This is a genomic window from Acinetobacter sp. YH16052 (assembly GCF_013417155.1).
In the GTDB taxonomy this organism is placed as follows: domain Bacteria; phylum Pseudomonadota; class Gammaproteobacteria; order Pseudomonadales; family Moraxellaceae; genus Acinetobacter.
Genome location: NZ_VPEO01000012.1, coordinates 22,971 through 46,995, shown reverse-complemented (window position 1 = coordinate 46,995; position 24,025 = coordinate 22,971). Strand labels below are relative to the sequence as shown.

Annotated in this window: 20 protein-coding genes; 5 read left to right on the top strand and 15 right to left on the bottom strand. The window is 45.8% G+C overall.

What is annotated here, in order from left to right:
- Positions 1-128 precede the first annotated feature (128 nt).
- Positions 129-392 carry a hypothetical protein gene (locus FTV42_RS09760; RefSeq protein ID WP_180038623.1) on the top strand — a complete coding sequence of 88 codons (264 nt, stop codon included), beginning with the start codon at positions 129-131 and terminating at the stop codon, positions 390-392.
- 82 nt (positions 393-474) lie between these two features.
- Here FTV42_RS09760 and FTV42_RS09755 read toward each other — a convergent pair whose 3' ends face one another.
- The 4 genes from FTV42_RS09755 to FTV42_RS09740 all read right to left on the bottom strand — a co-directional run bounded on the left by FTV42_RS09755 (position 475) and on the right by FTV42_RS09740 (position 3,684).
- Positions 475-1,584 carry a hypothetical protein gene (locus tag FTV42_RS09755; protein ID WP_180038622.1) on the bottom strand — a complete coding sequence of 370 codons (1,110 nt, stop codon included), beginning with the start codon at positions 1,582-1,584 and terminating at the stop codon, positions 475-477.
- Positions 1,585-1,676: 92 nt separating this feature from the next.
- Positions 1,677-3,074 (bottom strand): hypothetical protein, encoded by a 1,398-nt coding sequence (locus FTV42_RS09750; protein WP_180038621.1) that lies wholly within the window; start codon positions 3,072-3,074, stop codon positions 1,677-1,679.
- A gap of 10 nt (positions 3,075-3,084) precedes the next feature.
- Complete coding sequence (locus FTV42_RS09745) at positions 3,085-3,264, bottom strand: hypothetical protein (RefSeq protein ID WP_004647321.1); 180 nt, start codon at positions 3,262-3,264, stop codon at positions 3,085-3,087.
- 252 nt (positions 3,265-3,516) lie between these two features.
- Positions 3,517-3,684, bottom strand: a complete 168-nt coding sequence (locus FTV42_RS09740) for a hypothetical protein (protein WP_004647322.1) — start codon at positions 3,682-3,684, stop codon at positions 3,517-3,519.
- 410 nt (positions 3,685-4,094) lie between these two features.
- Between FTV42_RS09740 and FTV42_RS09735 the strand changes: the two genes are divergently transcribed.
- Positions 4,095-4,295, top strand: coding sequence for a dodecin family protein (locus FTV42_RS09735; protein ID WP_004278594.1), 201 nt, complete (start codon positions 4,095-4,097; stop codon positions 4,293-4,295).
- A 67-nt stretch (positions 4,296-4,362) separates the two neighbouring features.
- Here the strand turns inward: FTV42_RS09735 and FTV42_RS09730 are convergent, their stop codons facing one another.
- The 4 genes from FTV42_RS09730 to ompR all read right to left on the bottom strand — a co-directional run bounded on the left by FTV42_RS09730 (position 4,363) and on the right by ompR (position 9,497).
- A complete protein-coding gene (locus FTV42_RS09730) occupies positions 4,363-5,055 on the bottom strand; it encodes a DsbA family oxidoreductase (protein WP_004647323.1) in 693 nt (230 codons plus the stop codon).
- Positions 5,056-5,287: 232 nt separating this feature from the next.
- Complete coding sequence (locus FTV42_RS09725; protein ID WP_180038620.1) at positions 5,288-6,805, bottom strand: acetyl-CoA hydrolase/transferase family protein; 1,518 nt, start codon at positions 6,803-6,805, stop codon at positions 5,288-5,290.
- 205 nt (positions 6,806-7,010) lie between these two features.
- Entirely contained in the window at positions 7,011-8,471 is a 1,461-nt protein-coding gene (locus tag FTV42_RS09720) for an ATP-binding protein (protein ID WP_180038619.1), read from the bottom strand.
- Between the two features lie 261 nt (positions 8,472-8,732).
- Positions 8,733-9,497 carry a two-component system response regulator OmpR gene (ompR, locus tag FTV42_RS09715; protein ID WP_004278590.1) on the bottom strand — a complete coding sequence of 255 codons (765 nt, stop codon included), beginning with the start codon at positions 9,495-9,497 and terminating at the stop codon, positions 8,733-8,735.
- A 335-nt stretch (positions 9,498-9,832) separates the two neighbouring features.
- Here ompR and FTV42_RS09710 point away from each other — a divergent pair, with 335 nt between their 5' ends.
- Positions 9,833-12,184, top strand: coding sequence for a Tex family protein (locus FTV42_RS09710; protein WP_180038618.1), 2,352 nt, complete (start codon positions 9,833-9,835; stop codon positions 12,182-12,184).
- A 58-nt stretch (positions 12,185-12,242) separates the two neighbouring features.
- Here FTV42_RS09710 and FTV42_RS09705 read toward each other — a convergent pair whose 3' ends face one another.
- The 6 genes from FTV42_RS09705 to FTV42_RS09680 all read right to left on the bottom strand — a co-directional run bounded on the left by FTV42_RS09705 (position 12,243) and on the right by FTV42_RS09680 (position 17,961).
- Positions 12,243-12,560 carry a hypothetical protein gene (locus tag FTV42_RS09705; protein WP_180038617.1) on the bottom strand — a complete coding sequence of 106 codons (318 nt, stop codon included), beginning with the start codon at positions 12,558-12,560 and terminating at the stop codon, positions 12,243-12,245.
- A 60-nt stretch (positions 12,561-12,620) separates the two neighbouring features.
- Positions 12,621-13,700: a patatin-like phospholipase family protein gene (locus FTV42_RS09700; RefSeq protein ID WP_180038616.1), complete on the bottom strand. Its 1,080-nt coding sequence runs from the start codon at positions 13,698-13,700 to the stop codon at positions 12,621-12,623.
- Between the two features lie 143 nt (positions 13,701-13,843).
- The gene (locus tag FTV42_RS09695; protein ID WP_180038615.1) at positions 13,844-15,463 is read right to left on the bottom strand and encodes an AarF/ABC1/UbiB kinase family protein; all 1,620 of its coding nucleotides are present in this window, start codon (positions 15,461-15,463) and stop codon (positions 13,844-13,846) included.
- A gap of 12 nt (positions 15,464-15,475) precedes the next feature.
- A complete protein-coding gene (locus tag FTV42_RS09690) occupies positions 15,476-16,153 on the bottom strand; it encodes an SCP2 domain-containing protein (RefSeq protein WP_180038614.1) in 678 nt (225 codons plus the stop codon).
- Between the two features lie 12 nt (positions 16,154-16,165).
- Positions 16,166-17,110 carry a bifunctional demethylmenaquinone methyltransferase/2-methoxy-6-polyprenyl-1,4-benzoquinol methylase UbiE gene (ubiE, locus tag FTV42_RS09685; protein ID WP_180038613.1) on the bottom strand — a complete coding sequence of 315 codons (945 nt, stop codon included), beginning with the start codon at positions 17,108-17,110 and terminating at the stop codon, positions 16,166-16,168.
- A 146-nt stretch (positions 17,111-17,256) separates the two neighbouring features.
- On the bottom strand, positions 17,257-17,961 hold the full coding sequence (locus FTV42_RS09680) for a hypothetical protein (RefSeq protein WP_004647334.1): 705 nt from the start codon (positions 17,959-17,961) through the stop codon (positions 17,257-17,259).
- A gap of 205 nt (positions 17,962-18,166) precedes the next feature.
- Between FTV42_RS09680 and FTV42_RS09675 the strand changes: the two genes are divergently transcribed.
- Positions 18,167-19,585: a phosphate--AMP phosphotransferase gene (locus tag FTV42_RS09675; RefSeq protein ID WP_180038612.1), complete on the top strand. Its 1,419-nt coding sequence runs from the start codon at positions 18,167-18,169 to the stop codon at positions 19,583-19,585.
- Between the two features lie 54 nt (positions 19,586-19,639).
- Here the strand turns inward: FTV42_RS09675 and FTV42_RS09670 are convergent, their stop codons facing one another.
- Positions 19,640-20,140 (bottom strand): hypothetical protein, encoded by a 501-nt coding sequence (locus FTV42_RS09670; protein ID WP_004278581.1) that lies wholly within the window; start codon positions 20,138-20,140, stop codon positions 19,640-19,642.
- 176 nt (positions 20,141-20,316) lie between these two features.
- On the opposite strand from FTV42_RS09670, the gene FTV42_RS09665 reads away from it, so the two are divergent.
- Positions 20,317-24,021 (top strand): exodeoxyribonuclease V subunit gamma, encoded by a 3,705-nt coding sequence (locus FTV42_RS09665; protein WP_180038611.1) that lies wholly within the window; start codon positions 20,317-20,319, stop codon positions 24,019-24,021.
- The last annotated feature ends 4 nt before the right edge of the window (positions 24,022-24,025 follow it).

Here is a 24,025-nt window from a genome sequence, read left to right as displayed (position 1 = left end):
TTCTAGAAATGATCTGGAAAAACGATAGAGAGAATAAAAAAATACCTTCGAATCATAAATCTATATTTTAGATTATTAATTAATTTTTAATTTATAATTGCGATCATTAAGCAAAGAGAGAGAATGTTATGAAATCTAAGCTGATGATCAGTATGGGCGCTGTAATCCTGATGTCGATGAGCCAGTTTAGTCTAGCGGCACCTGCTGCAGAAAAAGTGGTACGCACAGATCGCATTAGCTTTTATAAAACAGCAAAAGTAAACGTAACAAAACCGAAACGTGTACAACGTAGCGATCATATTCGCTTCACTATGCCGGTGATGGAACAACCCTCATTGCAGCAAAAACGTGTGCTACGCAGTGATCGTATTATCTTGAATAAAATCAGCTAATACTTGCCACGCTGATTGCCTCAGTAATATTGAAAAAAGCCCATGAATGATGGGCTTTTATTATTTTCTCGTATCAGTCAGTTTAAAATAACGCTTCTAAACGCACCAAAGCTCCGACATAGTGATCACGATCTTCGCGATGATCATTCAAATAGTTCAGGTCGGTCTGGACAAAAAACCATTCACGTAAAAAAGGTTGTCTCCACGACACATAGGGGCCCCAGCGGTTGAGACGCAGATCCTTGTCATTTAGATAACCACCGGTATAAATGCCGTAACTGAAACGGTTGTCCTGAAAAAACTGATGTTGCCTGAAGGTGTAGTTGTCCCAGGTCAGATCATCGTCTTGATCATCTGCATAAGTCAGACTAAGCTGATTGGAGAAAAAGGCCTGATTGGGACGGGCATGGATTAGCTCCAGATTGGTCCGTAAATAGTTTTCGCTTTGAATGCCGTAGCGATAAATCTGTTCGGCATGAAAAGAGTAGTCATTTTCCAGCGTCCAATCTTTACTGGCTTTGACACGCAGGTAAATATCATCTCCAGAACGCAAGCCCAGATCCAGATCGGTTTCGAAAGGAATGCGATCTGACCATTCAGACCAACGTAAGGCAAAAGAGCTGTTATCTTCACGTGCACGTTTAGTATCCAGACGTTTATCTCCGGAAGTGGTAGGATTTTCATTGGTAATCGCGACATTACTGTCTAATTCATTGTCCAGACTGTCATCACCAAAAACCACACTCAGCTTTTGTTCCAAGGTCGGAAGCTTGATCTTGCCGCGGATTCGGGGCTTAATCTCATAGCCTTCATATTCATCCCAGCGATTATCTAGAATGATCCGTAATGTGGCTGCAGCTGGCTGATCCGGATCGGTTTCACCAAACCAGTTATCAATTTTATGTGCAGTACGATCAGCCCATTCGCGGATGCCTTTCTGTTTTTGATCCGCCCATGAATAATTTTCTGTCTCTAGCGTGGATGGAACGATGGCGACACTTGATTGCTCTGGCAGAACCGTTGGTGTTGCATCGATCAAACGTGGAATCTGATCCAGTAAGCCTGATCGGCTGGGCTCTGTATTTGTTGAACTGGCAGGAGCAGCTGTGACTGAATTTGCCCAGGACATGCTACCGCTCATTCCTAGGCCCAGAGAGAGCAGTAAAGTTTGAGTAATCCTGTTTATTTGCATGAGATATTTGTTGCTCTTGTATGCTTATATTTAGCTGTAGTTTTCTAAAAAATCGCCTTAAAAAGCAAGTTAAAGCTACAAAATAACAGCAATTATTCAATCTTTTGAGCCTGAATTTCCCGATAAAGTTCCAGCACATGAATCGGTTGCGGCATTGTTAAAATAATATTGTGAATATTCTGCCAATTTAGCTGTTTGTCGCGTTGCAGCAAGATGTGTGGATAGGCCAGCTCCTTCTCTGCCATAGACATGCGTTTTTCACCATGAATCACTCGGATTTTTTGATGTTCCTGCAGTAAGAGTACAGGAGTAGAAAAATTCGCAGCAGCTTCTTGAAACGAGATAAATTTTTGCTTCTGAATAAACTGGGCGGGTATAAAAGGATGGTAATCTGGCTTTGTCCAGACTGTTTCAGCCTGCTGCAAGTAAGCCGTTGAAAAAAGCTCGAGTTGCATGAACCTGATGCTTATAACAGACCAGGCCAGTGATTTAATCGCAGCAGCCTGGCGTTGATGGTGGGTAAGCCAATGTTGAATACAATAGTGAGCCTGCAACTGACTCGGTACCCCTAAGAGCATCAGATATTTAACAAACTGGCCTTGCAGATTCAGTTGTTCAACCAAATAAACCTGACGTGCCTGCCAATTATCTTCTGCTGCATAATACAGTGCGATATCCAAATAGGCAGGATGCTCGATCTTCTCAGTCATTTCTAAAGCACAGAGCCGCTGGATATTGGTTTCTTCTAAGCCTAAAGGGTGTACATGGGCGTTTAGTTCGCCTAGTTGAATCTGTGCAGGGAATTGAATCAATTCGGAGGCTGTGATCTGTTCTTGCGGAATGGTCGTTTCAGTTTTTAACTGAGGATTTAACGCCTCGCGTTCAATTTGTATCTGATTGGTTGACTCATCTGAGCGATTTAATTCTAGTGCATGAATTCTTACGCGCGGCCGTCCCCGATGATATTTGGTTGTTTCCATAGAATTGCAGCTGGTTTCAGCTTCGTGTAAGGATAAGGCTGGAACGATCAAGGGTGGATCCTGTTTCAGGCAAGAAAATCGTTGCTGTTGTTGCAACAGCCAGATATAGCAGTGTTGCAATTCAGCCCATTGGCTGTGCAGGGCAGGAGATTGGGGAGCCGGAATCAGCCAAATTTGCCAGCCACGTTCAGGATGATGTAAAACTGCCCAGCCTGAATCCGGATGGGCAGACAGTGCTTGTTCCAGTGCTAAGATTTCGGTGAAATAGCCACGAAAGCTTAGATGATAAGACGTATTAGCAGAAAATTGGTAAGCAACAAGTTCAGGTTGAGTGCGGGCCTTAAATGCTGAAATCTGGGTCTTGAAAATAGGCTCATCACACAGATTAAAAATATCGCGTATCCTTTTTTTAGAACGGGCAATTTCATAGAAAGGCAGGACTTTATGCTCCAGTTGCTGCGCCAGTCCATGTAGTTCTTTAATTAAGTGTGCTTTTTCTAAAGCATTCATTTTTTGATCTCTAGAGATGTTTCAGTGCTTTATCCAGGGTTTGTGCCAGTACAATGTTAACCGCCAGCTCGACCAGTCTGTATTCAGCAGAATTCGAGTCTGTATAGCTTTCTGCCATTTCAATTAAATAATCAATAGAAACTGACTGAGGCGGAATTTTGCCCTGTACCAATGCCTGAAGTTCATGCATAAAAAATTTTCTTATCATTAATCTATTTATATTGCTGCAATTATAAGCAGAGATCACATAAAATAGTGATCTATTTTGAGTGTTTTATAAACAAATTTTTTAATTAAAAGTGATAAAAATCAATAGAAAAAATGAGAGTAGGAAATAGTCGATATTTTTGAGAGTTGTGCATCTTTTACACAGAATGTGTTCAATATGATAAAAAAAGCAGGCTGAATCAATCAGCCTGTTTTAATGCAAAACAGTTTTGCATTAAGCCGTTTTTTCAGTTGCTACAGTCGCAGCATCTGTATTTACTGTTTCAGCAGGTGCTTTAGTCGCTGGAAAGTCTGGCAGATGAACCACTTGCGCCATTTGTGCAGACGCTTGAACGGAAAAAGCCATAACGGTTGCAGCGAAAGCAAATTTAAGAGCATTCATAGGATGACCTTTAATATCAGAGTGTTCAATGACTTGAACAGAGGAGAATATTTAAACTTAATTCGGGTGAAATAATAGCAAATAAGACTTAATATAAAATGATAGATTCGGCAAATTCAGGCAGTAAATTTTAGATAAATTACTCTATAAAACAATAAATTAGTGTATTTACTCTAGTTTGATTTTTATGATTTTACAGGACTTTATGCTTTGTTTTGGCGATGAGAATCTGGACTTGATCGAGTGCCAAAACAAACGGCGATGTGTTTTTGATCTGCCAATTTAAGATTGAATTTCGAGCTTTGTTCAATCCATGTAAGTTTTTGCTATCGCTTGTTTACGGGCTGCTGCAATCTTCTGAGAATGGACTAAGATGGAATTCCATTCATTTTCATGCTGAGAGTTTTATTATGGCAATTGCAAAAGTGGTAGAAGTCAATTCAAGCAGCAATAAAAGCTTTGAAGATGCGATTCAAACGGGCATTCAAAAAGTCACAGAAACGGTCAAAAATGTACAAGGTGCTTGGATCAATGAACAGAAGGTTGTCATTAAAGAAAATAAAATCACGGAATATCGTGTCAATTTAAAAATTAGTTTTCTGGTTGATTAAGCGAATGCCATTCAATAACAAATAAAAAAACCCCATTTAAAATGGGGTTTTTTTATTGAACGTTGTTTTATTTAGCTTGGTCTGGCGTGTCACACGTTTCTGGTGAGCACTGTGCTGCCTGACTGTTGGTTGATGTATCGAGCGCTTTTTCAAATACTTGCAGGAAAACTTCTTTAGGCTGCGCGCCTGCCAATGCCACACGTTGATCAAAAACAAAGAAAGGTACACCGGTCACTTTGAGTTGTTCATGTGCGACTTCCTGATCGAATTTGACAAAATCAGCATATTCTTCCGAATCCAACAGGTCATCGACTTCGACCGGATTCAGGCCAATACGCGCTGCGACATCTTCCAGTGTTTCACGTTCTCCAATCGCCAGACCTTGGGTCATATAGCTATAGAAGAACGCTTCCTGTGCTTCATTGCCCAAACCTTTGCTTTGCGCCAGGTGAATCAGGCGATGCGCATTAAAGGTATTGCCTGAATTGGCACCTTCCCAGTTAAATTCGATACCTTCGGCTTTGGCCATTTCAGCAATATTGCGCTGCATCTCTTCGACTTCTGCCACGGTGCGGCCATATTTTTGCGCCAGACGCTCAGAGTTGGAGACTTCCTGACGTACCGGTGCTTCAGGATCGAGCTGGAAACTGTGCCAATGTACTTCTAGCTCAATACCTGCTTCTTGTGCAGCAGCTTCTAAACGTTTTTTACCAATATAGCAGAAGGGGCAAACCACATCTGACCAGATATCTACGCGCATGTCATGTCTCTAATTTTGCTCTTGTGTTCAAGTATGAGGGTGAAGAATCAGAATTTAAAGCCTTTGAGCATCAGAAGTGTATTTCTACAGCAGATCGGCAGGATAAATAAAAGAAGAAAGAGTAGGTGATAGCCAGATGGCTTCCTTAATATAATCAGGTTCTGACTATTCAAAAAAAATATAAAAATGCCATAAAAAAACGCCCCGTAGGGCGTTTTGTGAATGCAGTCAATTATGCAGTTTTTACTGCAGCTTCAACAGCAAGCATGTGACCATTTTCTTCGAAGTTTGAGTGCCAAGAAAGCGCTTCACGAAGAAGATGAGGGGTATGGCCGCCTTTTGCACATGCACGGTCAAAGTAATCATTCAACGCATCGCGGTACATTGGGTGCGCACAGTTATCAATCACTGCACGTGCACGCTCACGCGGAGCCAAACCACGAAGATCCGCAAGACCTTGTTCAGTCACTAGGATATCAACATCATGTTCTGCGTGGTCGATATGTGAAGCAAACGGCACTACAGAAGAGATGTCGCCACCTTTCGCGATTGATTTGGTTACGAAGATCGCCAAGTGGGCATTACGTGCGAAGTCACCTGAACCACCAATACCGTTCATCATCTTGGTACCACATACGTGAGTTGAGTTCACGTTACCGTAAATATCAAACTCAAGTGCAGTGTTGATGCCGATAATACCTAAACGACGTACCAGTTCAGGATGGTTTGAAATTTCCTGTGGACGTAATACCAGTTTGTCTTTGTATTGTTCTAGGTTGTTAAATACTTTCTCGCCGTACTTAGCAGAAAGGGTAATTGAAGAACCTGAAGCAAACTTCATTTTACCGGCATCGATCAATTCAAAAGTACAGTCTTGCAGAACTTCTGAGTACATGATCAAGTCTTCGAAGTTTGAATCTTTCAAACCCGTCAATACCGCATTTGCAATTGAACCGATCCCTGCTTGAAGAGGTCCGAGGTTTTTCGGTAGACGGTCTTCAGCTACTTCTTTTTCAAAGAAAGCGATCAAATGGTTGGCAATGCTTTGAGTCTCATCATCTGGTGCGGTTACAGTAGATGGAGAGTCGTGCAATTCGCTGTTAAATACAATGCCAACAATTTTAGATGGATCGATATTGATCGCATGCGTGCCGATACGCTCATCAACTTGAGTCAATGGAATCGGTTGACGCGTTGGACGATAGGTCGGGATGTAGATATCGTGCAAGCCTTCAAATGCCGGGCTTAAGTTGGTATTGATTTCTACAATCACTTTTTCAGCAAAAATCGCAAAGCTTGCAGAGTTACCAACAGATGTTGTTGGAATGATGCCACCATCTTCAGTAATCGCTACAGCTTCGATGATCGCAACGTCTGGTTTTTTCAACTGCAGGTTACGCATTTGCTCAACAGTTTCAGACAAGTGCTGGTCAATGAACATCACTTCGCCGTTGTTGATCGCTTTACGTAAAGTATTGTCTACCTGGAACGGTAAACGACGTGCCAATACACCAGCTTCAGTCAGTTGTTTGTCTAGATCGTTCCCTAGTGATGCACCAGTAATTAACGTGATCTTTAATGGATTTGCTTTTGCCTGTTGAACCAAAGCTAAAGGAACCGCCTTCGCTTCACCAGCGCGAGTAAAGCCACTCATACCCACAGTCATGCCATCTTGGATGAATTCAGCCGCTTGTTCAGGGCTGATGACTTTGTTGTGTAGGGAGGCTAAACGGATACGATCTAAAGACATTTTAACTCTCATTAATTCTTAAACTATGATACGGATTGTACCGCTCAAAAAATGTATTGTGCATAGGTGTTAGGCTAAGGTCTAATTTTTTAGCTAAATGTAGGTATAATAAAAAATGATGATTTTTAAATGATTGAATTCGTGAACTATAAAATGAATTGTATAGAAAAACTAAAAAGTAATTTGTTGAATTACTGATCACTTCTTAAAAGTGATCAGTCAAGGTTTGGCGAATTTTATCGAGTGTAGTGGCGGGGGGAAGTGTCTCAGGGTTCGCCTGATTCACGGGTAGTGAAATGATAGCTTCCAGCCCACCTTCAGGACGATTATGGATACGTAATTGACCATGGTGAATATCGACAATCCGTTTAACAATGGCCAGCCCCAAGCCACTGCCTTGTACTGTTCGTGCCGAATTGCCCCGAACAAAAGGCTGCATCAAGGCTTCAATCTGATCTTCCGGAATGCCTTCGCCATGGTCTGCGACACAAATCAACAGTTGATCTTCTTCAACATGCGCAGAAAGCTCAATTGGTTCTGAACCATAGCGTTTTGAGTTGTTGATCAGATTGCCAATCAGTCTTTTTAGCGACATGCTACGTGCCTGAATGGTCGGTATATCTTGTGGGGTGAAACGGATATCTAGCGGTTTAAACTGCTTGACCAGTTCCTGTAGCAGTACATTGACATTGGTGTCCTGCGGTTCTTCATCGGAACCGTCGCGCATATAGGAAATGAACTGATCCAGAATCGCGTCCATATCTTCGACATCATAAATCAGGCCTTCTTTGAGAAAGTCTTCATCTGGCATCATTTCGGCACTGAGGCGGATTCGGGTTAAGGGCGTGCGCAAGTCATGTGAAATGCCGGCCAGCATGATTCGGCGTTCCCGCTCGGTCTGGTCCAGCGTATAAATCATCTGATTAAAGGCATGATTGACCTGACGGATTTCCAGTGGACCATGATTGGTATCTAGATAGGGTGCTGAGCCGATTCGGCTATAACTGTTGGCGGCATTCTGCAAACGGCGTAAAGGACGGTTGAGCTGACGCACCAAGGTCAAAATAATGATGCCGACAATAATCGGCGTGCCAAGCAACCAGCCCAAAATCAGTTCATTGCTATAATTGGCATAAGTCTTTAAAGGTTCCTGTACCCAGTGGCCATTCATTTCAGGGGTCTGGATCCAGATACGTGGACTCGGCTTAAACTGGAAATAGACTGTGGCTTGTTCGATACGTAACTCTTTGGCCAGTTTGGTTTCGATCTGCCGGGTAAAAAATTCTGCAATCAGCTTTTCACGGACAGTGGGATATTCTGCTGGATTGGTCACGTATTCAATGCCGACCCGATTTCTTAACCAATCGTCAATGTCGACTTCCTGCTGTTTGTGATACAGGCGCAGATCGGGATTGTTGAGAATTTCCAGTTCCATGGCCAGATAACGCGCATGTTGCTGGATTTCAGGTAAAAACAGGGTACGCCAAAAGAACCATAAGGACATGAACAGGCTGAAACAGACCACGAAAACCACCAGTACCGTGGTACGCATGGCAGCAGAACGCGGTTTGATCTTGTCGAGAAAGCGTTCCCCGCGGGTACGCTTTTTTTCCGAGTAGCTGACAAAATCGGTAAATTTTTGTGGATCGATGGGGTCGAGTTTCACACCAGCTCCCTGTAGGCATTTTCCAAATTGAGCAGTAATAATATTTGTAATGGAATCTTACTGCTTGAACCTTCGATGGAAGGAGCTTGTTGTGTTACTTTTTTTGAAAAAATGAGTAACACTGTTACGCAAGTAAAAACTTTGCCATTCGCTGAACTCGCGCATTTGTATACGAGCCTTTAAAGAAGGGGAGGCTCAAACAGCCGCGAATGGCTTTTAGGGACAATAAATTGGGGTAATCTTTATCCTATAAGTTTTCCTTTATTCAGCACCATCTGGAACAAAGACATAACCCACACCCCATACGGTCTGGATATAACGTGCACGCGCTGGGTTTTCTTCCACTAAACGGCGTAAGCGTGACACCTGGACATCAATTGAACGTTCCATGGCACCCCATTCACGGCCACGCGCCAGATTCATCAGCTTGTCGCGGGTTAATGGTTCGCGTGGATGCTGCACCAGTGCTTTCAGTACCGCAAACTCACCGGTAGTGAGTGTTACCACTTGGCCTTCACGGGTCAGGGTGCGGGTAGACAAATCCAGTGACCAGGGACCAAAAGAAACTACTTCCATCTGCTGGCTTGGTGCACCCGGCACTTCACGTACCTGACGACGTAATACCGCACGAATACGTGCCAAGAGTTCATTCGGGTTAAACGGTTTAGGCAAGTAATCGTCGGCACCTGCTTCTAAACCGGCAATACGATCCGAGTCGCTACCACGAGCGGTGAGCATAATGATAGGCGTATCGATATTGGATTGGCGTAAACGACGACAGATACTCAAGCCATCTTCGACCGGAAGCATAAAGTCGAGCACGATCAGAGAAAACAGTTCCCGCTGTAAAAGTCGATCCATCTGCGTGGCGTCATGTGCAGTTTTAACCACAAAGCCTTTATCTTCGAGAAAACGCTGTAATAGGGTACGCAGACGAACATCATCATCAACCACCAGGATCCGTTCGACCCGGTCCGTTTCGGTATGTACGGCATCGGCTTTTTCAGCAGGTACAACTAAACTCATGAGATGCTCCTTTATTCTTTATTGTCATCATAAACAAAAATCAAATAGGCTTTGAGTATACGATTCATTGATATTAATTGACTATGCTCTAAAGCACCAAATATTGCAGTTAAAATCAAGACATAGATACCAAATATATACATCTAAATGAGCAAAAAATACGATTTTAAGCTGGATAAAAAGCAAAGTTCATACAAACTTTATCGGGAAAAGCAGAAAACTGTGGCACTTCATAATACAAAGATGAGATAAATTAATAAAAACAATGGTGGATTTTATAGACCCGGTCTTTATAATCATGCCATTTAGTACTTATCCTTGTGGGATCAAACACGATGACTGACTTAGTTCAGCAGTTGGCAAAAGAACTTGCCGTACGTCCAAATCAAGTTGAGGCTGCCATCAAGCTTATTGATGAAGGTGCCAGTGTTCCTTTTATTGCACGTTACCGTAAAGAAGTAACGCAAGGCTTAGACGATACGCAACTACGTCAACTCGATACGCGTTTATCATACTTGCGTGATTTGTATGAGCGCCGTGAAAAGGTGATTGAATCACTCAAAGAACAAGATAAATTATCTGATGATTTATTGGCGCGTGTGAATGCCGCTGAAACCAAAAATGCATTAGAAGAAATTTACGCGCCGTACCGTCCAAAACGTACCAGTAAATCATTCAAGGCCAAAGAAGCCGGTCTAGGCCCGATTGCCGAAAAAATCTTTAATGAAGCTGTTGTTCCTGCTGAAGCTTTGGTGGGCTTTAGCCATGAAGATTATCCAGATACTGATAGCCAGCTTGATGCGATCCAGCACATCCTGATTGATGACTGGGCGCAAAATATCGCGCTGACCACTGAACTTAAAGCGACATTTGCAAAAACTGCCGTGCTGAAAAGTTTGGTTGCCAGTGATGAGAAAAAAGAAGTCGGTAAAAAATTCCGTGATTATTTCGATTTCTCTGAAAACTTGAACAAAGTCCCTTCACATCGTTTATTGGCGATGCTACGTGGCCGTCAGGAAAACGTTTTAGGCCTGAAAGTGGATGGCGAAGATGATGCCCCGTTGGCGCGTATTGAAACTGAATACAATCTTGAAACTGTTCAGCCACAAGCGCGTCAGGATTTCTTGAAGCAAACTGCAAAACTATTTTGGCTTGGTAAAGTTCGTCCAACGATCGAACATTCATTGCTGACTGAAAAACGTCTGGCTGCTGAAACAGAAGCGATGAACGTCTTTGCTGAAAACCTGCGTCATTTACTGCTTTCTGCACCTGCAGGCGCACGTACCACTTTGGGCGTGGACCCGGGTATCCGTACCGGTGTGAAACTGGCGGTAGTGAACGAGTCTGGTGATGTTCTTGCACACAGCACGATTTATCCATTTGCACCAAAAGACGATAAAGAAGGTTCACTGGCCGAGCTGGCGCGTTTATGCCGCGAGTTCAATGTTGACCTGATCGCGATTGGTAATGGTACTGCAAGCCGTGAAACTGAAGCTTTAGTTGCTGAAATGATGGCTGCGAACAGTGATCTGAAAATGACGCGTGTTTCTGTATCTGAAGCAGGTGCATCGGTGTATTCAGCATCTGAACTAGCTTCACAGGAACTGCCTGAACTAGATGTATCTATTCGTGGTGCGGTATCGATTGCACGCCGTTTACAAGATCCACTAGCAGAACTGGTGAAAATCGATCCGAAATCGATTGGTGTGGGTCAGTATCAACATGACGTGAACCAGACCGGTCTGGCGAAAACCCTTGAAGCGGTCGTTGAAGACTGTGTGAACTCAGTGGGTGTGGATGTAAATACTGCATCAGCAGCAATTCTGGGTTATATCGCGGGTCTGAATAAATCGATCGCACAGCAAATTGTGGAATTCCGTAAGGAAAATGGTCGTTTTGACAATCGTCAGTCTTTGAAAAAAGTACCACGTTTAGGCGAGCGTACTTTTGAGCAGGCTGCGGGCTTCTTGCGTATTCAAGATGGTACAGAACCACTGGATGCGTCTGCAGTTCACCCTGAGTCATATGCTTTGGTGAGCAAAATTGTTGAAGCAAAAGCAACGACTGTAAAAGACATCATTGGCAATACTGAAATCATTCGCCAAGTGAATGCAGAAGAATTTGCAGACGAGAAATTTGGTCTGCCGACGATTCAAGACGTATTGGCTGAACTGGAAAAACCGGGCCGTGACCCGCGTCCAGAATTCCGCACTGCTAAATTCCGTGATGACATTACTGAAGTTGCGCAATTGTCTGAAGGCATGCAACTGGAAGGTGTAGTCACTAACGTGACTAACTTCGGTGCATTTGTCGATGTGGGTGTGCATCAAGACGGTTTAGTACATATTTCTGAACTTGCCAATGAATTCGTCGCTGATCCGCATAAAGTGGTGAAACCGGGTCAAATCGTACAAGTCCGTGTTTTGAATGTGGATGCTGAACGTAACCGTGTCAATCTGTCGATGCGTCCTGAAGGTTCTGAAGCGCCGGCGAAAGCACCACGTCAACCACGTCGTGACAATGAGCAACGCGGTGAACGTAAGCCTCAAGGCAAACGTCCACAGCAAGCACGTCCGCAAGGCGACCGTCCTCAGGGCAAGAAACCTCAAGCGGCTAAACCACAAGAGCAAAAAATTGGTGGTTTGGGTGCGCTATTACTTCAAGCAGGGATTAAAGGTTCTAAATAATTTTTGGATATCTTTAATTTAAAAAAACCTCCCAATCGGGAGGTTTTTTATTGGATTGTTATGAATTGATCATCGGCACAATCCAGCTAGTAATAATCAGCAAAATACCGAGATGCCCCAATTTTCGTGTCACATAGACCAACTTAGACGGTGGCTGTTCCAGTCGTTTTGCATATTCTTCCATGCTAATGCCGGGCTTGCCTTTATTGGTAAATAAAAATACCGCCAGGTCGATACAGATCAGAATCGTGCCGATATCAGCGACCAGTTCCATCAGGACAAAATCCTGGCTATACAGCGACATGCTGACGCTATAAATCAGATAAATGGCAAAGGCCAGACACAGGTATTGCAGGACAACTAAAAACTTCTGCATAAATCTCAACAGTTCACAAAATTAAAGCAATTATACAAATAATCGGGCAGCTGCGGCCAATTACAAGGTTTGCATCACCTCAGCAAAATTCTGCTTCTCGACCAGTTCCAGAAATTCATCGCCCAGACGCTGACTTTCCGCAATACATTGCTTCCAGAGCTGAATGCGTTGGGCCTGGTCCAAACCTTTTAAGTTAAAGTCTTTACGGTCAGGCAAACGACCCAAAGGCAAACTTTGCAGATATTGCTGCGATGGAGAAAGCAGCAAAGTTCGTGCCTGATTTTCCGGATTTGAGGTACGTTTAAATAACTTGTCAAACCAGCCGGGGGTAATGCTATCGGTAAAATGTGGATACAGCACAATACCTTTGCTCTGAAAGGGCAGGTCAATGTGATAGTCAATCAGGCCACCATCGCGATAATAACCTTGCGGCGCATCCGGAATATTGTTCACCGCTGCCATCACCCCGGGAATAGACGCTGAAGCCATCAACCAGGACAACACACTCTGTTCGGTTAGTGCATGATAATGCGTGGTAAATCCATCTTCAGCGATTTTAAACTGTTCACCGATATTGGGCTGGCTGATTACACGTTGCATGAAATGACGGCTGTGCCGGCGCGCGACTGCGGTCGTTCCAAGAATTCCAGCCACAGAAGCCAACAACGGCAATGCCTTGTCACTCTGGAAAATGTGTTGGGCTTTAATTGAAATGACTGCGAGATGATAATCTGGATGATTGACCAGATCGTTTTCTTTGCCTTGTACCAGATCCAGCAGCATGCCACGGCAGATGTCGCTGACATCCTGACGGGTCATTTTTTTATGAAAATAGAGGTTGGTATACAGCTCAGCTAAGCGTTCGGTTCCCTGTTGAGCACCATGTGCAGCCATACTAGCAAAGCGCCAACTACCAATCGAAGAACCCACCAGAGTTCTACGCTGAGGTGCACGTGGAAAAAACTCACCAAAAATCGCCTGATCCAGTCCTTGGATCCCGATGCCTTTGGGGCCACCTGCAGCACCAGGTACAATATCGACTTGTTCGGGTTGCAAACCTTGTTGCAGAATCAGCTCACGTGCCAGATGGCCAGCACGAATCGTCAGCGCAGGCGCACGTCTTTGTAAAATCTGTACCATGGTTGAACCTATACTAGCCAAATGTGTGCTTATTTTAAGCGATAGGTCTTAGGACCCAATGGCAAGATATGTCCTAAGGTGACTTTGGAGTCATGCGATGCCCAGAAAATAAAAAACCTGAACAGTGTCAGGCTTTTTAAAAATTATTTCGCAATCCGCCAGACTGCCAGAACACTTGCCAGCACAATCAGAATCACCGACACAAACCACGGTGAAATAATTGCAATCGCCAGCAGAATGGCCATGACGCTGCCGAACATCCAGCTACGCTTTTGCTGATGTTCCATTTGCAGGCGCATGCTTTGTAATTCATTGAGCTGTTTGGCGTGCCAAGCCGACTGGTTTTTTAAACCGTTTAAGCTGTCGATCATCAGGGTCGGTAAATCCTGTGCCCCTAAAAGCAGATCCGGGATTTTCTGTCCCAGTTCTTTCAGGTTCTTTTGCGGATTCATCTGGGCCTTGATCCAGTCCGTCAGGATCGGTTTGGCCAGACTCCAGATATCCAGTTCAGGATACAGGTCGGTTCCCAGACCTTCGACATGGACTAATGTTTTTAGTAGCAACATCAATTGAGGTGGAATTTCCAGATGGAAACGACGGGCGATGTCCATCACTTCAATCAGAATGCCGGCAAAATCCAGTTCATGCATCGGTTTTGAGACCATTGGCCCCACACTGCGGCGCATTTCACGAGCCAAAGCATCCTGATCAGTCCCCGGTGGAATCCAGCCGGCCTGATGCACCACCTGAATCAGCTGCATAAAGTCGCTGTTCATGACCGCCAGTAGCATACGTGCTACGGTCATCTGGTCGTGTTTGGACAGCTCGCCCATAATCGCGCAGTCCAGCGCAATAAAACGCGGATTGGCCGGATTGATGGTTTCTACAAAGACATTTCCCGGATGCATGTCAGCATGGAAGAAGTTATCGCGGAAGACCTGAGTAAAGAAGATGGTTAGACCTTTACGCGCCAGATCGGCACGATCCATGCCCAACCGGTCAAAGGTCGCGATATCTGAAATCGGCACCCCGGTAATGCGCTCGGCTACCAGCACGTCTTTGCTGTCCATATAAATTTCCGGCACATACATCATGCTCGAGCCGGTAAAGTGATGGCGCATACGGCGGGTATTGTCTGCTTCCAGCGTCAGATCCAGCTCATTCAGAATGATCTGGCGATAGTCCTGAATGATTTCCGATAAATGTAGGGCACGTGCTGCTTCCAGACGTTTTTCCAAAAATTGACCGAGCCATTCCAGAATTTCAAAATCCTGCAAAATCTGCTGACGAATATTCGGGCGGGTGACTTTAACCACCACTTCACGGCCATCATGCAAGGCAGCCGTATGCACCTGAGCAATCGAAGCTGCAGCCAGTGGCTGGGTATCGAAACGCGCGAATAGGGTATTTACATCAGCTTTCAGGGATTCCTGAATGCGCATCTTGGCTACGTCATTATCAAACGGCTTGACCCGGTCTTGTAGCAAGACCAGTTGCTGTAAAACTTCAGGTGGAATCAGGTCACGACGGGTCGAGAGCAGTTGACCGAGCTTGATCGCCAACGGCCCCATTTCTTCTAAAGCCAGTTTCAGCTTGAGTGGATTTTTACGTTCACGACTGGACCAGGCGGCCGGATGCATCCGGATGAGGAATAGCACATGCCGGGATTTTTCTGGTAATTCTTCCGCAGGAAACAACGTGTCGAGTCGATAGTGCGCGGCGATGCGCCAAAGTTCGAGTAAACGTGAAACATGCGGAATCATAAAGCTGTGTACCTAGTCTTGAGTAGAATTGTTTGAGGCATCGATTTGAGCCTGAAGCTGATGGATTTTCGCTTCAACCCGATCTAAATTTTGATTCAGGATACGGGTGTCCTGATTCAGGTCATCCATTTGCCAGCGTGGGGCAAACAGACCACTGTCTTCTTTTAAGGCATCTTCAGCAAAGAATAATTGACTTTGCAGGGTGCGTTTTAGCTGCTTGGGCAGCAGTTGCAATTTACCAATTTCATGCGCTAGTGTCGGCCCAACCCAGGGACTTAAGTGTGCTGCCAGATCCAGTTCCGCCTGTTGCATGATGCGCTGGATTTCCTGCAATAATTTGTAGTCGCCTTGCAATGGAATATTGCCGACTTCATCGGAAAGCAGCAGCTTGAGTAATTCCACCACATTGCTGACCTGCAAGGTTGCTGTCGCTTCGGTGATTGTCGCGGAACTTGCGTCAAATGGACGTTGTTCAAAGACCGAAGGTGTTTCGGTATGACCGGTTGCCGTTGGTTCCAGACGAACTTTGCCTTCATCAAAAAACACATCAACCGAAAGCTGCGGCGAGGCGATCACCACCCGCAGCATTTTGCCGGACAGGGCATTCAGCTGGATGCGGGTAATGGCATCCAGATCAATCACATGATGAATCACGCGTTCAACAGCACCGAGTACCAAAATTGACCACATAGGCAAGGAACCTTAAAGTTTGAAACCGCGGTGAACCGCAACAATCCCACCAGTCAGGTTGTGATAGTCACAATTCTGGAAGCCGGCATTTTCCATCATGCCTTTTAGGGTGCGCTGGTCCGGATGCATACGGATCGATTCAGCTAGGTATTTATAGCTTTCTGCATCATTGGCAATGATTTTACCCATGATTGGCAATGCCGTGAACGAATAAAGATCATACAGCTTAGAGAATGGCTCGAACACCGGTTTAGAGAATTCCAGCACCAGTAAACGGCCACCTGGCTTAAGGACACGATACATCGCAGCAAGTGCCGCATCTTTATCAGTCACGTTACGCAGACCGAAAGAAATCGTTAAAAGATCGAAGCTGTTGTCTGCAAATGGTTCTAAGGTTTCGGCATTGGCCAGAACGAAATCGACATTGGTACAGCCCGCATCAATCAGACGGTCACGACCGACATTCAGCATGGATTCGTTAATATCAGACAGTACCACATGACCCGTCGGGCCCACTTCGCGGCTAAAGACTTTAGCCAAGTCGCCAGTACCACCCGCGATATCCAGCACATGCTGGCCACGGCGTACACCTGACATATTGATTGCAAAACGCTTCCACAGGCGATGAATACCAAAAGACATCAGATCATTCATGATGTCGTATTTGCTCGCCACCGAGTGAAACACTTCTGCGACTTTCTGGGCTTTTTCTTCGCTGTTGACAGTTTGATAGCCGAAGTGCGTAGTTGAGCCGACGTTACCGGTATTGGCACCACGCGGCAGATTATATTTAGGCACAGTACCTGTCACAGGCGTATCAGTCAGACGTTGTTCTAAGGATTTTTGCTGACCTTGCGGGGTCCCTTGTGGAAGGGGTTCAGTTAAGAATGGGCTCACTTTGTCTGTCTGTTGTGCCGACTCGGGGGTAGGGGTAGGCGTTGTATTTTCATTCGACATTGGAGTCACTCCTAACATATCAATCGGGTTAATCTTGCATTGTCTGCATCATGACAGATTCTAAAGGCTTATTCAGCAATCATGATGCAATTGTTATGAATAATATACAGAAAAATTCACGCTTGGCAGAAATACTCATCGGGTATTTACTGAAATGGTAGCGGATCGCCAGAATGTACTTTCTCGATAATCTGGCGTTCGGTGGCAGTGAACGTGCGTACAAATTTTTCTGCCGATTTGAGTGGCTTCATGGCCAGAAAACCATCCTGCATAAATTCATACATTACCTGAAAGTTATATTTATTCGCCGCGCCCTTACACATTTTAAAGGCGGTATAGACCACAAATGAACGCATGTATTTATCCAGACTCATACCGAGCTGATCCAGCAGAGCCAACTGTTTCAGGCGTGCTTCACCCTGATCCAGCTTCAAATAGGTCAGGCGCATCATCTCGTCAGTTAGCGGTTCATGTGGATGATAATCCTGTAATAACTGAATCGCGACCTGTTCATCCAGTTGTACCGCCAGAATAGCCAGCTCTACGCCTGAGGTGCCGGTTTTAATGGCATTTTCCGGAATAACTTTTTCTGCTTTATGTGCATATTTCATCAGCCGGGCAATCTGTTCTGCCAGCGCATCAAAGTCAGCGCCGCCGTAGAGACGGTTCAGGAAATACTCGGACATCAACAGGTTTTGTTTTTCAGCAAAATGGGCGCGATGGGTGCGCTGCATGCGGACTTTCTGCCAGGCCTGCACATCCTGTAAACGGCTTAAAATGTCAGGCCGGGTGTGATAAGCCAGTTGATAATAATGCGCTAACAGATCATCGAGTACGGCAAGTTTGGACATGAGGCTTCAATTATCATTGGAGGATGCAAGAATCTTAGAGGCTGCCGGACAATCCTGCTATGACAAATTGAACAGAGATCGGGCATTTGTATGTCAATCTGTTGTTTAAATAGCCAATTTAATCGTGTGAAAAACGTTGCCAGAGCTATTTTTGCGCTGAAACTCCTCGCTATACTGCAAACATCATAAAAGATCAGGGTTGAAGATGCGTATGGAACAACCACAATTTCAGTTAATGGATGAAGATCAGCTGTCTGTCGAGCTGATTGATGCCCAATATAATTTAAAAAAGACCCGGGGCCAGAAAAATGCCAAAAGTCTGGTGATTCTGGTGAATGGCATTGAACTGGCCGGCAAGGGTGAAGCGGTTAAACAGTTACGTGAATGGGTCGATCCGCGCTATTTGCGTGTGAAAGCCGATAAGCCTCAGCTAGCCGGCCCGAAGCAGACCTTGTGGCAACCTTATGCACGTTTTATTCCTGCCGAAGGCCAGATCATGGTGCTGTTTGGTAACTGGTATAGCGATCTGCTCGGCAGTGCCATGCAAGCTGAAAGCCCGCTGAGTGATGCACAGTTTGATGAATATCTGCAAGAGATGCAGGCCTTTGAACAGGACCTGAAAAATAACCATGTCGATGTGATCAAGGTCTGGTTTGACCTGTCCTGGAAAGTCTTGCAAAAACGTCTGGATGCCATGGATCCGAGTGAAACTCACTGGCATCAACTGCATGGTCTGGACTGGCGCAATCGCAAAGAATATGACACCTTGCAGCGCCTGCGTCAGCGCTTTACCGAGGACTGGTTCATTATTGATGGCGAAGATGAGCAGCAGCGCGACCAGCAATTTGCCCAGTATATCCTGAGTGCCTTGAAACATTGTCCGGATCATCCCGCCAGAGCCAAGGGAAGATGGAAGCAGGCCAAGATTCCCGAGCAGTTAAAACATCCTTCCAAGACTCAAGCCCAGCCAGAAGATTACAAACCGGAACTAAAAAAATTAACCGCGAAGGTCGCCAAAGCCATGCGTTCCGATTCGCGTAATGTGGTGATTCTGTTCGAAGGCATGGATGCTGCCGGCAAGGGCGGCGCGATCAAGCGAATTGTCAAAAAACTGGATCCACGTGAATATGAAATTCATACCATTGCTGCACCAGAAAGATTTGAGCTGAGCCGTCCCTATTTATGGCGCTTCTGGACCAAGCTGCAAACCGATGATGATATCTGCATTTTTGACCGTTCCTGGTATGGTCGGGTATTGGTAGAACGGGTAGAAGGATTGGTCAGTCCGGCCGCATGGCAGCGAGCTTATGCGGAAATTAACCGTTTTGAACAGAGCCTGGTCAAGCATCAAACGGTGATTGTGAAAATCTGGCTGGCCATTTCTAAAGAGGAACAGGCAGCACGGTTCAAGGCGCGTGAAGATACACCGCATAAGCGTTTTAAAATTACTGAAGAAGACTGGCGTAACCGGGAGCGCTGGGACGATTATCTGAAAGCGGCAGCCGATATGTTTGAACATACTTCGACTGAGGAAGCGCCTTGGCACATTATCGCGTCTGATGATAAACATACCGCACGGGTCGAAGTATTAAAGGCTATTTTAAAACAGCTTCAGGCAGAATAATCTGCCTGAAGTAAGAGTATCTAGAGGGCTGCAAAAATTCAGCTCACCCGGATTTTAACCTTGCGCCACCTGTTTTTGCTGGATATTTTTAGCTGCACGGTAGCATTCCTCTACATGTGCTTCAGCAATCTTTTTCATGACAAAATAGCCCAGACTTGCCGCCACCAGTTGGCCGCCCAGCGGAATGAATTTTGTGACTTGCTTTGTGATCACTTTCGCTGCAACATTGTTCAAAGATTTTTTAACTGCCGTACGTGCGACCACCAGACCAGAAAATTCTACGCCGCGTTTACGCAACTCATTCCAGTGCACCTGACGGGTTTTTGGATCATAGACACTGATCTGGTCAGGCGCCAGGCCGAAGCGGGCATTGATCTCGGGAATCAATTGCGACAAGATACCGATATCAATGACCACGTCCATAAACGGCACTGGAATAACCGCAGCACCGGCAGAATAATAGGCGCGTTTTTTGGTGAGTTCCAGGCACTCGGCGCGGATTTGTTCTAAATCTAGGCTCGGATCGAGACGTTCAGGAATTTTATCTAATTTCATGGGCACTACCTAAGCTCTATGTTGTTTTTTCTATTCAAGCATCTTTAAGATGCTTTTTTCAAAGAAATTTTTCGACTGAAGTGTGGTTTTAAAGTGTCATAGCGCGTTCGGGATGTATAGTAAATAATCTTTATCGTTTTGTAGTAAGAACCACATTCAGCAGTTCAGGGGAACCAATGGCCATCCATGTTATTCAGAGTCAACGTATTGATGTGCTTTTGGATAGTATGCTGCGTATTGTCAACCAGACTGCCCGGAATCCATTTGAGGTGTTACAAACCCGGCATTTTATTGTGCCATCTCCGGCTGTAGAAACTTGGCTGACCCAGAAAATTGCCGAGAAAAAAGGCATTAGCGCCAATACCCAGTTTCATCACCGGATTCGCGCCTTTCAATGGACCTCTTATCAGTGGGTATTGAATGCTCCCAAAGAAGTAGAGCAGGTCCGTGAAGCCAATATTCCGCGCATTATCATCAAATGGCGCGTGTTTCAGGCGCTGCGAAAATGCATTCTGCCTGAACAGATTCCTTTAGATGTCGATCATCCACTGTATTCCATTGTGAAGCGGATTTATGACAGTGCCGACCGGCTGGAACAGGGCACAGAAAAACAGCTGAAAAAACAGAGCATGCTATACTGGGTGGCGGAGCAGGTGTCACGTTTGTTCAGTCATTATATGGATTATCGCGGTTATTGCGCGCGTAACTGTCCTCCAAACAACTGCAGTTGTCCGAGTAACTGGCTCGAGGCCTGGGGACAGGATATTGCGCTTGATATCGAACAGATGATCTATAGCCCCAAAGATGAAAATGGCCATGAGATGCAGGTGGCGGATTTTGTCAAGATTCAGGCGCGTGAACTGGAAGCCTGGCAACGCTGGTTGTGGCAGCATGTATTTCAGGATGACTATGCCAAAATCCTGGAGATTGAACGCCTGTATTGGGATCGGCTGGAAAATGCAGAGACCCGGGCCCAAGCTCTGAAACGACTGCCGGCACAGATTGTGGTGTTTAGCCTGTTAGAATTGCCACCGAGCCAGCTGGATTTTTTACGCCGTCTGGGCCAGTACATTGATATCTATATTTTTCACTTCAACCCTTCGCAGGAATACTGGGCGGACAGTGTCGATCCTGACTGGAAAGCCAGATTTGATTTGCAGCGGGAAGAGCGCTTTATTCAGCGTTTTGAAAAAACCCGTCAACGTAAACCGAATGATGCGGAAATAAAAGACTTCAGGATCAAGCAGCTGAACTTTAATGCCGAAGACCGGGAATCGCGGCATCCGCTTCTGACCCGATTCGGCAAGCAGGCACGGGATCATTTTTCTCTACTCTCTAAACTGTCTTCGGGGGAAGAGGGTCTCTGGGCCGATGTCTTTGTCGATGAATATCAGGACAGGCTGCTGGCCAAAATCCAGTCAGATATCCTGTATTTGCTCGAGCCTGAACAGCATCAATATGCTTTAAGCCCTGACGATGATTCGGTACAGATTCATGTCTGTCATTCTTCATTACGTCAGCTGGAAGTCCTTAAAGAACAGCTGATTCACTGGCTGGCTCAAGATACGAATGACGTGCCGCGTCAGCCTAGTGATATTCTGGTGCTGACGCCAAGTCTGAAAGAACTCGAACCGGCAATTCGCAGTGTCTTTGCCCCGCCACCGCGTGAGCGCGAGACTGGTAGCAAACGCCTGCAGAAAGATAACCTGTATTTACCGATCCAGATTGCCGGAGTATCGCGTTTGGATGTCAGTAATGCCTGGCGCGCGGTACTGGGCCGGATTCAGTGGGTACGTCGCCGTTTCAGTATTGAGGACTTTGCCGACTGGCTCAGCCTGAATGCCACCCAGCAGTATTATGGTCTGGACTATAGTCAGGTAGAACGGATGTTGCAGTTGCTGACAGATGCTGGCTTCAAGCGTGGACTGGATCAGCAGCATTTACAGCAAAGCCTCAGCGCAGGCGATGAGGATTACCGGTTTAGCTTTAAATTCGCCCTGGACCGTCTGGCGTTGGGTCTGGCGATTCCTGAACATACCCTGTTTCAGGACACCTTGAGTTATGCCAAGGTTCTGACCAGTGATTTTCCCTTGATATCCACCCTGATCCGGATTTATCAAGATCTGGTACAGCGCCGTGACTGGCTGACTTTACATGAAACTGGACAATGCACGCCAGTCAAAACCTGGCTGGAATATCTGCGCGCCGATCTGAATGAATTTCGTGACGCTGGAGTAGAATCGCTCAAAACCGTTGCCGAAATTATCGACAAGCAAATGCGGATGCTGACCCTGGCCGATTATCATGATCAGGATGATCCACATGCCAGTCAGGAACTGGTGGCACTGAGTTTGCCTCTGCCTTATGTGCTGGAAGAAATTCAGAATACCTTGGAGATGCAGCTGGATCAGGCCGAACCGACCGGGCAGATTACCTTTAGCCAGATTGGCCAGATCCGGCCATTGCCTTATAAACTGGTGGTGATGCTGAATCTGGATAGCGGTAAATTTCCGAGCCGTAATCAACAGGTTCCGTTTGACCTGATGCGCAGCCTGAAGCCGCAACTCGGTGACCGTTCCCGTCTGGATGACGAGCAGGGCGCTTTTCTGGATGCCTTGCTGCTGGCACAGGAAAATCTATGGCTGTTCTATAATGGCTTTGATCTGGAGGATGGTGAGGCTCGCGATCCATCCACTGCCTTGCAGGAACTGGTTCAGCATATCGCGCTGATCTGCCAGTCTGAACAGCCGGATGCCGAAATCGATCCGATGGTGGATATTCATGGTCTGTCAGTCGCTCAACATATTCGGCAGCTTTATCATGTGCATCCCTTGCAGCCTTTTGATCCGGCCGGATTCGCAGATATGCAGACACCACGTTATCAGGATCAGTGGTTTGCGGTAGCAGAGTATATCCGCAGTGCCGAAGGCAAACGCAGCAGCTGGATCAATGCACATTATCCGGCACTAGAACAAAAAGAAATCCGGGTACTCAAAGGCGATGAATGGATCCGCGATATGATTTTCCCGGCACGTCTGTTTCTGAAAAGTGTCGGAGTTTCCACGATTCGCTATGCCGATTTGCCGAGTTCCCGGGAACCCTTATTATTGAACAAGCTGGAACAGTATCAGGTACGGGATTTCCTGTTACAACAAGAGCAGGAGATTGAGCCGAACCTGATGCTGGACCTTTTGCCGGTGGGCAAAACTCAGCAAGCCACCTGGCTGGGCAGCCAGCAGGAACAGCAGTTATTGCAAGAACGTTTGCTGCAGTTGGGTAAAGAACTGACGCCAGTTACCCAGCAATCCTGGCAGTTCAGTCCTGAACTGATCATTCATATTAACGTGCCTCAGGTTCCAAACAGCAGCTACTGGCTGAGTATGCAATCCTCTTCGGCCTCGGAAAAACGCCGTGCCCAGATCTGGCTGGAGTATCTGCTGTGGCTGGCTTACTTAAATGATGATGCACGCTCTCCAGAACTGGAGCGCATTGTCATTTTCAGTAATAAAACCCTGAAGTTTTCTGGCTTGAGTTCGAGCAAGGCACATGAGTATTTGCAGCTCTGGTTAAAGGCATGGAAAATTGGTCAACAGCAGCCGCTGGTCTTGCCGGCAGAATTACTGATGAAAAAAGAATGGCAGTGGGCCGAGAATGAACATGGCAAAATGACTATTGTGGAAATGCCCGAATTGCTAAAGGCCTGGAACAACAGCTATGAGAGTGCCAAACCTTTGGCTTCGGATGAATCCAGTCTGCTGCATCAGGATTGGCAATTTATTTTGCAAGATCAGGATCCGGATCTGGCCTTGCAAAATTGCTGCCATGATTTTGCTCATGGCCTGTATGCGCCGATTCATCAACATCTGGAGTGGGTGAAATAGCCGT

What these genes read in the sequence shown, in the direction of transcription:
- FTV42_RS09745 (WP_004647321.1), bottom strand. Translation starts at nt 3,264, where the DNA reads ATGCATGAACTTCAGGCATTGGTACAGGGCAAAATTCCGCCTCAGTCA.
- FTV42_RS09700 (WP_180038616.1), bottom strand. Translation starts at nt 13,700, where the DNA reads ATGGTACAGATTTTACAAAGACGTGCGCCTGCGCTGACGATTCGTGCT.
- FTV42_RS09760 (WP_180038623.1), top strand. Translation starts at nt 129, where the DNA reads ATGAAATCTAAGCTGATGATCAGTATGGGCGCTGTAATCCTGATGTCG.
- FTV42_RS09690 (WP_180038614.1), bottom strand. Translation starts at nt 16,153, where the DNA reads ATGTGGTCAATTTTGGTACTCGGTGCTGTTGAACGCGTGATTCATCAT.
- FTV42_RS09730 (WP_004647323.1), bottom strand. Translation starts at nt 5,055, where the DNA reads ATGCGCGTAGATATCTGGTCAGATGTGGTTTGCCCCTTCTGCTATATT.
- FTV42_RS09710 (WP_180038618.1), top strand. Translation starts at nt 9,833, where the DNA reads ATGACTGACTTAGTTCAGCAGTTGGCAAAAGAACTTGCCGTACGTCCA.
- FTV42_RS09680 (WP_004647334.1), bottom strand. Translation starts at nt 17,961, where the DNA reads ATGTCCAAACTTGCCGTACTCGATGATCTGTTAGCGCATTATTATCAA.
- FTV42_RS09750 (WP_180038621.1), bottom strand. Translation starts at nt 3,074, where the DNA reads ATGAATGCTTTAGAAAAAGCACACTTAATTAAAGAACTACATGGACTG.
- FTV42_RS09735 (WP_004278594.1), top strand. Translation starts at nt 4,095, where the DNA reads ATGGCAATTGCAAAAGTGGTAGAAGTCAATTCAAGCAGCAATAAAAGC.
- FTV42_RS09725 (WP_180038620.1), bottom strand. Translation starts at nt 6,805, where the DNA reads ATGTCTTTAGATCGTATCCGTTTAGCCTCCCTACACAACAAAGTCATC.
- FTV42_RS09675 (WP_180038612.1), top strand. Translation starts at nt 18,167, where the DNA reads ATGCGTATGGAACAACCACAATTTCAGTTAATGGATGAAGATCAGCTG.
- ubiE (WP_180038613.1), bottom strand. Translation starts at nt 17,110, where the DNA reads ATGTCGAATGAAAATACAACGCCTACCCCTACCCCCGAGTCGGCACAA.
- ompR (WP_004278590.1), bottom strand. Translation starts at nt 9,497, where the DNA reads ATGAGTTTAGTTGTACCTGCTGAAAAAGCCGATGCCGTACATACCGAA.
- FTV42_RS09665 (WP_180038611.1), top strand. Translation starts at nt 20,317, where the DNA reads ATGGCCATCCATGTTATTCAGAGTCAACGTATTGATGTGCTTTTGGAT.
- FTV42_RS09740 (WP_004647322.1), bottom strand. Translation starts at nt 3,684, where the DNA reads ATGAATGCTCTTAAATTTGCTTTCGCTGCAACCGTTATGGCTTTTTCC.
- FTV42_RS09695 (WP_180038615.1), bottom strand. Translation starts at nt 15,463, where the DNA reads ATGATTCCGCATGTTTCACGTTTACTCGAACTTTGGCGCATCGCCGCG.
- FTV42_RS09670 (WP_004278581.1), bottom strand. Translation starts at nt 20,140, where the DNA reads ATGAAATTAGATAAAATTCCTGAACGTCTCGATCCGAGCCTAGATTTA.
- FTV42_RS09705 (WP_180038617.1), bottom strand. Translation starts at nt 12,560, where the DNA reads ATGCAGAAGTTTTTAGTTGTCCTGCAATACCTGTGTCTGGCCTTTGCC.
- FTV42_RS09755 (WP_180038622.1), bottom strand. Translation starts at nt 1,584, where the DNA reads ATGCAAATAAACAGGATTACTCAAACTTTACTGCTCTCTCTGGGCCTA.